Source organism: Xanthomonas sp. CPBF 426 (assembly GCF_903989465.1).
Lineage (GTDB): Bacteria > Pseudomonadota > Gammaproteobacteria > Xanthomonadales > Xanthomonadaceae > Xanthomonas > Xanthomonas euroxanthea.
Map to the genome: position 1 here is coordinate 3,849,087 of NZ_LR861805.1, position 12,971 is coordinate 3,862,057.

Annotated in this window: 10 protein-coding genes; 4 read left to right on the forward strand and 6 right to left on the reverse strand. The window is 66.7% G+C overall.

What is annotated here, in order from left to right; all coding sequences use genetic code 11:
• Positions 1 to 4 precede the first annotated feature (4 nt).
• The 6 genes from pncB to H7A87_RS16290 all read right to left on the reverse strand — a co-directional run bounded on the left by pncB (position 5) and on the right by H7A87_RS16290 (position 7,581).
• The gene (gene pncB / locus H7A87_RS16265; protein ID WP_115677932.1) at positions 5 to 1,201 is read right to left on the reverse strand and encodes a nicotinate phosphoribosyltransferase; all 1,197 of its coding nucleotides are present in this window, start codon (positions 1,199 to 1,201) and stop codon (positions 5 to 7) included.
• Positions 1,202 to 1,363: 162 nt separating this feature from the next.
• Complete coding sequence (locus tag H7A87_RS16270; protein WP_119127340.1) at positions 1,364 to 2,332, reverse strand: glycosidase-like protein; 969 nt, start codon at positions 2,330 to 2,332, stop codon at positions 1,364 to 1,366.
• On the reverse strand, positions 2,314 to 3,609 hold the full coding sequence (locus tag H7A87_RS16275) for a hypothetical protein (RefSeq protein ID WP_164739837.1): 1,296 nt from the start codon (positions 3,607 to 3,609) through the stop codon (positions 2,314 to 2,316). The genes H7A87_RS16270 and H7A87_RS16275 overlap by 19 nt, the downstream gene beginning before the upstream one ends.
• A 49-nt stretch (positions 3,610 to 3,658) precedes the next feature.
• The gene (locus H7A87_RS16280) at positions 3,659 to 5,566 is read right to left on the reverse strand and encodes a glycosyltransferase family 2 protein (protein ID WP_119127336.1); all 1,908 of its coding nucleotides are present in this window, start codon (positions 5,564 to 5,566) and stop codon (positions 3,659 to 3,661) included.
• Between the two features lie 13 nt (positions 5,567 to 5,579).
• Positions 5,580 to 6,611 (reverse strand): hypothetical protein, encoded by a 1,032-nt coding sequence (locus tag H7A87_RS16285; protein WP_180496769.1) that lies wholly within the window; start codon positions 6,609 to 6,611, stop codon positions 5,580 to 5,582.
• 130 nt (positions 6,612 to 6,741) lie between these two features.
• Entirely contained in the window at positions 6,742 to 7,581 is an 840-nt protein-coding gene (locus H7A87_RS16290; protein ID WP_104649423.1) for a glycosyltransferase family 2 protein, read from the reverse strand.
• A 353-nt stretch (positions 7,582 to 7,934) separates the two neighbouring features.
• Here H7A87_RS16290 and H7A87_RS16295 point away from each other — a divergent pair, with 353 nt between their 5' ends.
• The 4 genes from H7A87_RS16295 (at position 7,935) to H7A87_RS16310 (ending at position 12,970) form a co-directional block, all read left to right on the forward strand.
• Positions 7,935 to 9,095, forward strand: a complete 1,161-nt coding sequence (locus H7A87_RS16295) for a phosphotransferase (protein ID WP_119127332.1) — start codon at positions 7,935 to 7,937, stop codon at positions 9,093 to 9,095.
• Positions 9,096 to 9,127: 32 nt separating this feature from the next.
• Positions 9,128 to 11,293 (forward strand): TonB-dependent receptor, encoded by a 2,166-nt coding sequence (locus H7A87_RS16300; RefSeq protein ID WP_119127330.1) that lies wholly within the window; start codon positions 9,128 to 9,130, stop codon positions 11,291 to 11,293.
• A 267-nt stretch (positions 11,294 to 11,560) separates the two neighbouring features.
• Positions 11,561 to 12,136, forward strand: a complete 576-nt coding sequence (gene pnuC / locus H7A87_RS16305; protein ID WP_104598297.1) for a nicotinamide riboside transporter PnuC — start codon at positions 11,561 to 11,563, stop codon at positions 12,134 to 12,136.
• 105 nt (positions 12,137 to 12,241) lie between these two features.
• A complete protein-coding gene (locus tag H7A87_RS16310; RefSeq protein WP_104649420.1) occupies positions 12,242 to 12,970 on the forward strand; it encodes a UTRA domain-containing protein in 729 nt (242 codons plus the stop codon).
• The last annotated feature ends 1 nt before the right edge of the window (position 12,971 follow it).

Genomic DNA, 12,971 nt, shown 5'->3' on the forward strand with positions numbered 1-12,971 from the left:
TCAGTCACTGCCGCGCGTGGTCACCGGCGTCCGGTACCGGCGGCAGGCCGAACACATCGCGCAGATAGCGCAGGTAACCGGCGTCCTCGCACATGCTCTTGCCCGGCGAGTCGCTGAGCTTGGCCACCGGCTGCCCGTTGCAGCGGACCATCTTGATCACGATCTGCAGCGGCGTCGGCCCCAGGTCGTTGGTCAGGCTGGTGCCTACGCCGAACGCCAGCCGGCAGCGCGTGTGGAAGTGCGCGTACAGCCGCATCACCTTGTCGATGTTGAGGCCATCGCTGAACACCAGCACCTTGGTCGCGGGGTCGATGCGGTGTGCCTGCAGGTGGGCGATGACACGCTCGCCCCATTCGAACGGGTCGCCCGAATCATGGCGCATGCCGTCGAACAGCTTGCAGAAATACAGGTCGAAGTCGCGCAGGAACGCGTCCAGCCCCACCACATCGGACAGGGCGATGCCCAGGTCGCCGCGGTACTCGCGCGCCCACGATTCCAGCGCGGCCACCTGCGAGTCGCGCAACCGCGGCCCCAGTGCCTGGAATGCCTGCAGATATTCGTGCGCCATCGTGCCCAGCGGGGTCAGGCCGTAATGCTTGGCGAAATACACATTGCTGGTGCCGACGAACTGCGCGCCCAGGCCATCGCGCAGCAACGGCAGCAACTCGCCGTGCCAATGCCGCGAATAGCGCCGCCGGGTGCCGTAATCGGCAATCTTGCAGCCGGCCGGCATGCTGCGCAGGCTGCTCACCTTCTCGCGCAGGCGGCTGCGGCCTTCCTCGAAATCCGGCTCGGAGGTATTGCGGAACCACACCTCGTTGATGATCGCCAGCAACGGCACTTCGAACAGGATGGTGTGCAGCCACGGGCCACGGAGGGTCAGCTCGATCTCGCCCGGATGGGTGGTCGATGCCGACAGCTGCAGGTATTTGCGGTCCAGATGGAACAGCGCCAGGAAGTCGGCGAAATCCGGCTTGATGAAGCGCAGGCCGCGCAGATAGGCCACCTCGTCCTCGTGCAACCGCAGCCGGCACAGCGCGTCGATCTCACCCGAGATCTCGTCGATGAACTGCGCCAGATCCACGCCGGGCGTGCGGCATTTGAAGCGGTACTCGACCTGCGCGGCCGGATGCTGATGCAGCACCGCCTGCATCATGGTGAATTTGTACAGGTCGGTGTCGAGCAGCGAATGGATGATCATGCCGCCGGATTATGCCCGCAGCGGCGGGCGTGCTGCGTGCAAGCCGGTCGATGCGCGGGGACGGCGGCGCGCGAGCTGGTGGCGGTGCGCCGGACCATTACCTTGGCGATACCCCGGCAATGGCGCTGGGCGATGGCGCTGGACGACGCCCAGCGCCATCGCTCAGCGCGCCAGCACCTGCTGCGCCGGTTTGCCCTGCACGGTGAAGTCGCTGTCGCCCGGCCCGCCGGCCTTGGGATCGGTGTACCAGCACCACAGCGCGATGCCTTCCACGCCGTGCGCCTGCAACACCTTGCGCCACTGCTGCAACACCTGCAGTTGCAGGCGGGTATCGACGGCGGCAGCGCGTTGTTCCGGGCTTTCCCAGGGTGCGGCCAGGCTGCCGCGTGCAGACCGCAGGCCCAGCTCCGCCACCCACACCGGCTTGCCCACACGTTGGCCCAGTTGCTGCAGGCGCTGCGCAGCGGCGTTCATCTCGGCCGTGCGGGCGGCGGCCGCTTCGGACAGGCGCGGATACAGGCTGGTGCCCACCGCATCGAACAACGACCAGTAGCGGAAGCTTTCGGCATGCTCCATGCCGTCGGCCACGTACAGCAGCTTGCCGCGGTAGACCTTGCGCACCTCCGCCACCAGGCCCGGCCACTGCGGCGCGTCCTGCAGCTTGCGCAGTTCGGTGCCGATCACCAGTGCTTCGGCGTGCTCGTCTTCGGCCAGCCTGGCCAATGGCAGCAACGCGTTCTGATACGCGGCAAACCAGGCTGCCTGATCGGTGGGCGCGGTGTCGCCGGCCCAATGCCCGGGAATCCACACGTGCACCTTGAGCGTGGCCTGCAGACCGGCGTGGTGGCTCTGCCGCAACGCGGCGCGCATGTCCTCCACGCTGCTGTCGCTGCCCAATACCGGGTCGTTCGACTGCGGGCTGGCCTGCCACACAAACGCCACCAGCAGCGCCTTGCTGGCGCCGGTCTTGGCCAGCGCATCCAGCGACTGCCCCGCAGCCTCGCTTTGCCACGGCGCATTGGCCGAGACCTTGACGTTGGCGCCCATCCACGTCGATGCATCCGCATTGCAGCCGTTGGCCAGCATGCACGCCCCGACCAGCAACGCGGTGCTCAGAACGCGTTTGAACATGTGGCAGATGCCTCGGTGGTGGACGCTGCGGTGCTCCGCGCACAGTCCATTGCACCAATGGCCGCGGTGTTCTTGCCCGGCTGCACCATCGCCGCAGTGGCAGCCGCAGCGGGCGCACTGGCGCCGGCAGCACCCTGCGTGGCCACGGCATCGCCCACGGCGGTCGCCGCGGTGGGCGGCAACTGCGCCGCGTCCGCTGCCGGCGTCGCCGGGCCACTGGTCGGCAACGACACCGGCGCGGTCATCACCACCGCCTCGCCCTGCAGCAGGGATTGCGCATCGGCAGGCGCCGCACGCATCCAGCTGCCCCAGCCCTGCGGCTGTACCCAGGCCGCCCCGATCAGGCCCAGCAACAGCAGGCCGGCGGCCTGGGTGCGCTGATCGGCATGCAGTGCGCGCAGCAGCAACGCGGCCGGCACCCACAGTAGCAGCAAGGCGTCGAACCCGGCCCAGCCGAAGGCGAACGACAACGCCGCCGCACAGAGGACGGTGCCGGCACTGGCCACCACGCCGCGCGTGAGCGCGCTGCTGCGGCTGCGGGCCAGCAAGGCCAGGACCGGGAAGCAGACTACCGCCGCCACGCCCCAGCGCACCGCCGGCAACCAGTCTTGCGCATGCTCGGCCAACGGCAGCGGCAGCGGATGCGCGCCCTGCCCGATGCTGGACAGCGTCGGCCATGGTGCGTTGAACACGGTCAGGTTGACGTAGGCCCACATGCCGACCAGAAACGCGAACGGCAGGTAGCACACCAGGTAGAACGAGCCCGGCGCCTTGCGCAGCATCTGCGGCGGCATCACCAGCAGCAGCCACGGCGCCACCATCGTCGACAGCGCCAGGGTCTGCAGATCCAGGCACAGCAGGATGCACAACCAGCCGGCGATACGCAGATAGGTGAAGGCCTCCACCGGTGTCTGCAGGCGGCGCAAGGTGCGGCACAGGCCGTAGAACGCCAGCAGGCCCAGCGCCTGGCTTCCGCCTGCGGCGATCGGCAGCAGGAACAGCGGATTGCAGCCCACCAGCACCGTCAGCCCACTGGCCCAGCCACGTCCGAACACGCCGGCCAGATCGCGCCACAGCAGCGACAGGAACAGCGCGTTGGCGGCGACCGCCAGGAACGGCCAGACCTGGAACGGCAGATTCCAGCTGTCCAGCCCCAGATTGATCGCCCACGCCAACACGCCGGTTGCCGGCAAGCCGGCTGCTGGTGCGATGGCCGGTGCGGCGGAGCCGGCCGACTGCAGCAGCAACGGCTGACTCAGCAGCGACAGCGCCACCACGGCGACCAGAAACGCCGGCAGCCCGCTGTGCCGGCGCGGAACTGCCGACTCACTCTTCGAGTGCGGCGCGGCGCTCGTTTTCCGAATGCTTGCTGATGCCATGAGTGGTCTTCTCCCAATAGAACGGATTGTGGATCAGCTGCCAGAGGCCCTTGTAGGCGGCGATCGACTGCAGCGCCCAGTACAACGGCACGGTCAGCGCATAGGGCGCCAGCTTGAAGTAGTCGCGTTTGAACGCGGCCACCAGCGTGATGTAGATGAAGAACGCATTGGCCAACAACAGATTGACCAGCGAAATGGTGGCCAGCCACGGCGGGAAGAACCGTTCGAACGCGCTTGTCCCGGTGACTGCCCAGACCACGTACAGCGCCCACAGCACCGGCACGCCCAACGCGGTGAAGAAGCCGCCGCCGATGAAGAACTGAAAGCCCCAGAAGCCCTTGAACCCGGTGCTGCGATACAGATGCATCGGGTCGCGCATGTGCACCAGCCAGGTCTGCATATAGCCCTTGAGCCAGCGCGAACGCTGCCGGATCCAGTTGGGAATGCTGACGTTGGCTTCTTCGAACGTGGTGGAATTGACCACGTTGACGCGGTAGCCGTTCTGGATCAGCCGCACGCCCAGATCGGCGTCTTCGGTGACGTTGTACGGGTCCCACGCGCGCACCTGGCGCAACACATCCAGACGGAAATGGTTGGAGGTGCCGCCCAACGGAATCGGGATGCGCAGGTATTCCAGCGCCGGCAGGTAGAAATCGAACCAGAGCGTGTACTCCAGCGTGAACATCCGCGTCAGCCAGTTTTCGTCGGCGTTGTAGTAGTTCAGGCGCGCCTGGATGCACACCACATCCTTGTCCGCCTTGCGGAATGCCGCCACCACGCGCTTGAGCTGATCCGGCTCGGGCTTGTCTTCGGCGTCGTAGATGGTGAGCAGTTCGCCGCGCGCAAAATGCAGCGCGTAGTTGCAGGCCTTGGGCTTGGTCTTGGGCTGCGACGGCGGCACCCGGATGATTTCGAAGAACGCTTCCAGGCCGAGTTTCTTGGCGGCCTCGATGGTGTCGAAATCGTCCGCTTCCAGTACCAGCTTCACGTCGAGCTTGCTGATCGGGTAATCCAGCTTGCGTAGCGCATTGGCCAGGATCGGCAGGACTTCCGGCTCCTTGTACATCGGCACCAGCACGGTATAGACCGGCAGGTCGTCATCGCGCAGTGCGGCCACTTCGTCCTCGGTGACCTTGATGTCGATGCGGTGGCGCGAGCCGAACCACACCAGCAACAGCTTCAGGCCGAAGGTCGCCAGAAAGCCCAGCGCCACCAGCACGTTGACGGTGATCAGGGCCGGCACCGGGAACAGCACCATCGCGATCACCAGCACCGCGGCAATTGCCCACAGCGTGAGCTTCTGCCCGCGTGTCACCACCTGGCGCGCCGAGTAGGTCGGCGCATGCGATGCGAGCAGGTTCAGCGCGTTGTCGGTGAGCTGTTCGTCGGCGTAGCGCTGCAGGCTCCAGATGATGTCGAACTTGGCGGTGCCGACAAACCGCACGTCTTCGCCATAGTGCGCACGCGCCCAGGCGAACACCGCCGGGTCGGGGTCGGCCACGGCCAGCACCAGCACGCCGTCTTCGCGGCGCCACGGCAGCAGCAGACGCTGCGCATAACTTTCCAGATCGCCGGGGGTGAGCAGTTCCGGATCCGGCGGCTGCTGCACCAGGTCGACGAACTCCAGGCCGAAGTGCGCGGCGACGATGGCGTAGAACCGCTGCGCCGGCACGCCGCGCTGGGCCAGGATCACATCGCCCAGGCGCGAGTTCCAGCGTTGCTGCAATGCCAGCGCCGAGCGCAGTTGTTCGTCGGTGATGACGCCTGCCGTGACCAGCGCGCGGCCCAACAGACCGCGTTCGCGGCCGATGTCCGGTGCCCGTCCCAGCGCGTCCATTTCGCAGGTGACCGTCATTGTCGTGGCGTCCTTAGAACCGCCACCAGGCAGCCACGAATGGCCCACCTGCAGCAGCGGTGTTGCGGCCCATCACTGGCTGCTGATACCCCACCTGCCACTGGCTGCCGCCCGGCGCGGTGTACAGCGTGGACAACTGCAACTTCGTGAGGTCGTAGTTGGTGCCGGTGGCAACGAAGCCGACGCCCCCAGCAGAGCCTGGGACGTCAAAATTGTTGCGCCCGTTGCCCAGACCCTGGATCACGTTGACTTCGCCAAGCAGCAACCAGCTCGGGGTCAGGCTCAGGCCGCTGGAGGCGTCCACGCGCAGTTCGTCGGAGGCCGCACTGCCGCGCAAGCGTACTGCACCCCCCAGATCAACGTAGCCGTTGCGCCCGCCCAGCGTGTAACCACGCCCACGGCTGTAACGCAGCTCTAGGCCATAGTCGCCCAGGCCCAGCGCAGGATCGGTATTCGCACTGGGATTGTTCGGATGGTAGGTCTTGCTGCGGCCATAAGCCGGAATGCTGACCAATGCCTGCACCGAGCTGCGCCAGACGTCCTCTTGCGCGCTTGGCAGCGCATAGCGCAAGCCAACTTCCTGATCGGCAAGACCGGTCGTGCTGGTGCGGGTCCGGCCATCACCGCCGTAATTGCTGAAACCCACTTCGGTGAAATAGAAATTGCCGATGAAGCTCAGCTTGTCGGTCAGCCCATGCTCGACGTAGACATTCAACTGGTCCTGGCGGCTACGCCCGTTTCCGTCGAATTGTTGGCCGTCGCCAAACGTCGTGCGGTGATGGCTGTCGTCGAACCAGCCGCGGCCATCGCTATGCAGCGCCTTGACGATCACCAGGGTGTCGCCCTGCGGCTGGGTCCAGGCACCGGCCACGGCGGTGCCTGGCAAGGCGGCCATCACACAGCTCAGCGCAAGCGCCGATAGCGCGGCTGCCGGCACGCGGCGGGTGCTGGATGCAAGAGAAGGAGGCGAGACAACCGGACGGGACTGCAGCGCAGCGGCGCACGGCTGACGTACCCGCAATTGCGGGTCGTTCTGTAAGGACATTTGCACGATTCCTGATGGGGGACCCGGAAGGGACAGGAAGCTAGTGATTGATCACACTTCGAAGCGAAACGTATCACAGTTACGCCCCGCCACCCATCACTGATTTATCACAAATTTAACGCTAGCGAACTCATCTCTTTCGCAACAATTTCGGCACCTGGGCAGCGGCATGGGTCCAGATCGCCAGCCATACGCCAAGCCGGGTGACCGGCCCGCGCCGGCCCGCCTCGAACTTGCGGAAATAGCGCCACAGCCCGCGGTGTTTGTGCCACTCCACGAAGAACGGCCGCGACCGGCTGGACACGCCACGCACGTGCACGACCTGCAGATCGTTGGCCACCGCCACCAGCGCGCCGGCCTGACGCGCCCGCCGGCACAGGTCCAGGTCTTCGGCATGCAGGCGGTAGGCACCGTCCCAGCCGTCGAGCCGGTCGAACAGGCTGCGCTGCATCAGCATCAAGGCGCCGGAGATGGCGTCCACCACCTGCAACGTCGCAGAAGGATCGGCCGGCACCGCCAGCTGCGCGGCAGCGCGCGGTGCACGCAGCATCGCGGCAAAATCCGGATCGCGGCGGCGCACTGCCGCATCCGGCTGCCCCTGCTCGTCCACCTGCTCCACGCCCAACAACACTGCCGCATGCCCCGCCGCGCGTGCGCACAGCTGCGCCAATGTGTCGCGCTCGACCATCAGGTCCGGATTGATGAACACCAGCCACGGCGCCTGCGAGTCGCGCGCGCCCTGGTTGCAGGCCGTCGCAAAGCCGGGGTTGTCCGGGTTGGCGATGAAGTGCAGGCGCGCATCGGCCAAGGCATGCCGCTGCACGACTTCCAGGGTGTCGTCGCTGGAAGCGTTGTCGACCACCCGGATCTCGCTGATGCCCTCGGCCACGCGCAGCCGCGACAAGCACGCATCGATGGTGCTGCTGCTCTGGTAGGTGACGACGACGGCGGCGATCTGGACAGGAGTCATCGGTCCATTATCCGGTGCCGGGGCCGCGCAACGCCATCACGCCGATGCCGGCCCGCACATGACGGCTGGCAGCGCCAGCAGGCATACTGCGCGCCCGGAGCCGCCCGGCGGTCTTCTGCAGGCGCCGCCCACGGCGCACCCCACATTCTTCAGTGTCGAGATGACGGCCAGCGACCTTTCGGTGTTGCGCTGCCTTTTCATTCCCTGCAGCGCAACCGCCTGATGGCGCGCGCACTGCAACGACGGCCCGGCAGCGCCGTCCGTGTTATCGCCGGTGCGCGCGCCGGGTCCGCTACAACGGCATCAATCGGCTGGTCTATACCACTGGCGTGCGCCGCACCGGAGCTGCGCGCATGAGCACCTCGCATCAGGTGCACGGCATGAGCCTGGAGTTGGCACTGCCGGACTGGCCGGTGTTGACCGCCGAGGAAATCCATCGCGTGCTGCAGCACGTTTGCGCTGCCGGCGATGGCGCACGGATTCGCTGGCATAGCGCACGCCCGTTTTCCGCTGCCGCCTGCGTGGACACCGCCACCGGCACACTCATCGTCAAGCGGCATCACCGCAGCGTGCGCAGCATCGCCGACTTGCGCCAAGAACATGGCTTCATGGCGCACCTGCGCTGGGCCGGCGCGCCGGTGGTCGAGGTGCTGCACGATGCCGCGGGCCACACCGCCCTGGCCGATGCGCACTGGGTCTATGAAGTACAGCGCGCAGGCCTCGGCCATGACCTGTATCGGGACGCCTTGTCGTGGACGCCCTTTACCAGCACGGCGCATGCGTTGGCCGCAGGCGCCGCGCTGGCACGCCTGCATCTGGCAGCGCAGGGATTCGATGCGCCGCCACGTCGAAGCAGCGTCCTGGTCGCCAACCTGGCGCTGTTCGCGCAGGCCGACCCGCTGCGGGCGGTGGAACAGGCATTGCTGTCGCGCCCCGGCCTGGCCGCCGATTTCCAGGGCCGGCCCTGGCGCCGCGACCTGGCCGACCATCTGCTGCCCTGGCACGCCCGGGCATGGCCGGTATTGTCGGTGCCCGGCGCATTGCCGCCGCTGTGGACGCACGGCGACTGGCATGCCTCCAACCTGCTGTGGCGCACGCACGACGATGGCGACACCGAGGTCGGCGCGGTGTTCGACTTCGGCCTGTGCGACCGCAACTTTGCGATGTTCGACCTGGCCACGGCGATCGAACGCAACCTGATCCCATGGTTGAACCTGGACGCAGGGCAACGTGCGCAGCCACAGCTGGAGCAACTCGACGCCTTGCTGGACGGCTACAGCCGGCACTGCACGCTGGGCGCGGCGCAGCTGCGGCAGCTGGTCGCCTTGCTGCCGATCGTGCATGCCGACTTCGCCCTGAGCGAGATCGACTACTTCGCAGGCATCACCCGCTCGGCCGACAACGCCGACATCGCCTATCACCGCTACCTGCTCGGCCATGCGGACTGGTTTGCCAGTGCCGATGGCCAGCGTCTGCTCGACCACCTGCACGCGCGCGCGCGCCGGTTGCCATGAGCGCTCTTTATTCTCCTTTTCGAGTCCTGCGCATGTACCTGCCCGTCTCCCTGCCCCACCGCCGCCCGCTCGCGCTTGCACTCGCGCTGTGCGTGGCCACGCCTGCACTCGCGCAGCAAGACCCCGGCGCCGAGGCGGTGGAACTGGATGCGGTCAACGTGCGTGGCGAACGCGCCGAGGCCAGCACCGCGTTGACCGGCTTCGGCGCCACGCGGCTGCTGGATGCCCCGGCCTCAATCGCGGTGATCGATCGCCAGCAAGTGCTCGACCGTCAGGCACGCGTGCTCAGCGAGGTATTGCGTGCCGATGCCTCCACGGGCGAGGCCTATGCACCGATCGGCTACTACGAAAATTTCGTCGTGCGCGGCTATTCGCTCAACGCCGCCAACAGCTACCGCATCAACGGCCTGAGCGCAGTAGGCGAGCAATCCATCGCGCTGGAAAACAAGCAGCAGGTGCAACTCCTCAAGGGTCTGGCCGGGCTGCAATCGGGTGTCAACGAACCGGCCGGGTTGATCGACTACCGCACCAAGCGGCCCGAGCACGTGCGTAGCGTGACCCTGGGGACCGACGAACAAGGTTCGCGCTATGTCGCCGCCGACCTGGGCGACTGGTTCGGCGCTGAACGCAGCCTGGGCCTGCGCGTCAATGCCGCACGCGAAGACATCGACAGCTATGTCGACCACGCCGACGGCTACCGCAATTTCCTCTCGCTGGCCGGCGACTGGAAGATCACCCCGCAATCGCTGCTGCAGCTGGACGTGGAATACCAGCATCGCCAGCAACGCTCGGTGCCGGGTTATCAACTGCTGGGCGGCACCCAGGTGCCGCGCGCCATCGATGTGCATCGCCTGCTCGGCTACCAGCCGTGGTCGCGGCCGGTGGAGATGGATGCGCTCAATGCGCAACTGCGTTACGCCTACCAGTTCAACGACGACTGGCGCGCCACTGCCGAAGCGGCGCGCAGCCGCTCGGTGATCAACGATTTCTCCGCGTTCGCCTGGGGCTGTTACGGCGCGGCCAGTTGCGCCGATATCACCACACCGAACTTTTTCAGCGCGCAAGGCGAGTACGACGTCTACGACTACCGCAACCCCGACGACACCCGCGTGCACGATCAACTGCGCGCCACGCTGGAAGGCCGCGTGCTCACCGGCGCACTGGATCATCACCTGAGCATCGGCGGCGACTGGCTGCGCCGCACCATCGATCGTTTCGGCTCGGTCAACGAATTCGTCGGCAGCGGCAGCATCGACCGCGACCCGGAGGTGTTTGCACAAACCGACGTAGCCCTGGACCCGAAACAGCGCCGCCTGGACAGCCGTCAACGCGCCCTGGTGGTCGCCGACCGGATCGGACTGGGGCCGCGGTGGGAGCTGTCGCTGGGCGCGCGCTATGTGCGCCTGGACGAGCGCAGCTTCGATCGCGATGGCGTCCTGGAGCGCCGCACACGCAAGGACACGCTGCTGCCGCAGGCCGCACTGCTGTTCAAGCCGCAACAGAACGTGTCGCTGTATGCCAGCTACGCCAAGAGCCTGGCCGCCGGCGGCACCGCGCCGTGGTTTGCCGACAACGCCGATGAGATCCTGCCGCCGACCAATGCCTACCAGCTGGAAACCGGTGCAAAATTCGATTTCGACGGCCTGCGCCTGGGCGCGGCGCTGTTCGATATCCGGCAGGCCTACCAGTTCACCCAGCCGCAGGCCGATGGAGGCTTGCGCTATGTGCAACAGGGCCGCCTGCACAACCGTGGGCTGGAACTATCGGCCGACGGGGCGGCAACCGAACAGCTGCGCCTGTTCGCCAGCATCGCGGCGATCCGCGCGCGCGCCGAAGACACCGGGATTGCCGACTACGAAGGCCATCAGGCCATCAACGTACCCAAGCTGCGTGCCAGCCTGCAGGCCGACTACAGCGTGCCCGGCATCGACGGCCTGGCGCTGCTGGCAGGCCTGCAATACAGCGGTCGCAAGTTCGCCGACCGGCTCGGCAACGCCAGCGTGCCGGCCTACACCGTGGCCAACCTGGGCGCGCGCTATGCCACTGCACTGGGCGGGGTCGCCACCACCTGGCGCCTGAACGTGGACAACGTGTTCGACAAGCGCTACTGGCGCGATACGGGCGAATACCAGGGCGATGCGTATCTGTTCCCGGGTGCGCCGCGTACGGCGCGCCTGACGGTGCAGGTGGATTTTTGAGGTCTGCTGCCCCCATCCGCCCTTCGGGCACCTTCCACCGCAGGCGGGAGAAGGACGTCGAAGCGAGTCAGCCGTGTTTGTGCGTGTTTGAGGCAATGGCTGAAAACAGCAGGCACCAGTTGAAGGCAGGGACTCAGCGGTGAGAGCGCTATCGCGTTTCCATCGCATGCAGATTCGGGGCACCGCGCAGCATCCACGTCCGACCGCACCGCTGTTTTGTACGGCTTGCACCTCTCCCACCGCTGTCCACTTTCCATCAGGCATTGCATGTCGTTGCTCGAATCCACCGCCGTCGTGATCAACCTGCTGGGCGTGTGGCTCACCGCGCGGCGCATTCGCTGGTGCTGGCCGGTCGGCATCGTGGCGGTGGCGCTGTATGCCTGGCTGTTCTATCAGTGGAAACTGTATTCGGACATGCTGCTGCAAGGGGTCTATGTGCTGACCCAGCTGTACGGATGGTGGCACTGGCAACGCGGTGCCGCTGCAGAAACGCGGATTCGCCCGCTGCCGATGCCGGCTGCGGAACTGTGGCTATCGCTATGCATCGGCGCGGCGTTCGCTGCGGCGCTCGGTGCCTACATGCATCACCGTACCGATGCCACGCTGCCGTGGCTGGATGCGGCGCTGGCCAGTTTCAGCCTGGTCGCCAGCGTGTGGGCCGCGCGCAAACGCATCGCCAACTGGGTGCTCTGGATCGTGCTCGATTGCATTTACGTAGGCGTGTTCCTGAGCAAAGGGCTATACCCCACCGCCCTGCTCTACGCCGGTTTCGTGGGGCTTGCGGTGTATGGATGGCGTAGCTGGAAAGCCCAACAGCAGCAGAACCCGGCAGGCGTTGCCTGAGCCACCTGCGGTTTGCGGGCGCGTTCTTCTTTACCATCGCCGCATGTACCTCTCTCACCCAACTGTCTTGCACAGGCGCTGCGGCCACCACCGGCGGATCGCCGCATGAGCGCACCGCGCCAGCACGCCATCACCGAAATCGTCTCCGCGCAGATCGCCGCCGGCGAATGGGGTCCTGACCAGCGCCTGCCGGTCGAGCGCGAGCTTGCCGAACGCTTCGGCTGCACCCGCATCACCTTGCGTGAGGCCTTGCAGCAACTGGAAGCGCAGGGACGCATCTACCGCGAGAACCGGCGCGGCTGGTTCGTCAGCGCACCGCGCGTGCGTTACGACCCCACCAGCATCGCCGGTTTCATGCAGTACGTGGCGGCGCAGGGGCGTAAACCGCGCACCGAACTGTTGAGTGCCACCCGCCAGGCGGCGGGCGCTGCCTACGCGGCGGCGCTACGGCTGCAGACGCCCTACGAAGAGGTCTTCGTGCTGCAGCGCCGGCGCTGGATCGACCGCCGCGCGGTGCTGCTGGAAACCAACGTTGTGCTGGCTGCCTGGGCGCCGGGCCTGCTGGAACACGACCTGGCCGGTTCGCTGTCAAGCGTGTTCAACCGGAAACTCGGGCTGTTCCTGAGCCGCGCGCAGGTGTCGATGCATCCGGCCGGGCTGGACGCCGCGCAAGCCCTGTTGCTGCAGTCCACCACCGGCACGCCCTGCTTCCGGCTGCAGCGGATCAGCTACGCCGAAGACGGCCGCGCGGTGGAGCTGGATATCGAATCCTGGCGCCACGACGCGCTGGAAGTGGTGGTGCGGACCGAGGCGCCGATGCGGTCGGCTTCTTGAG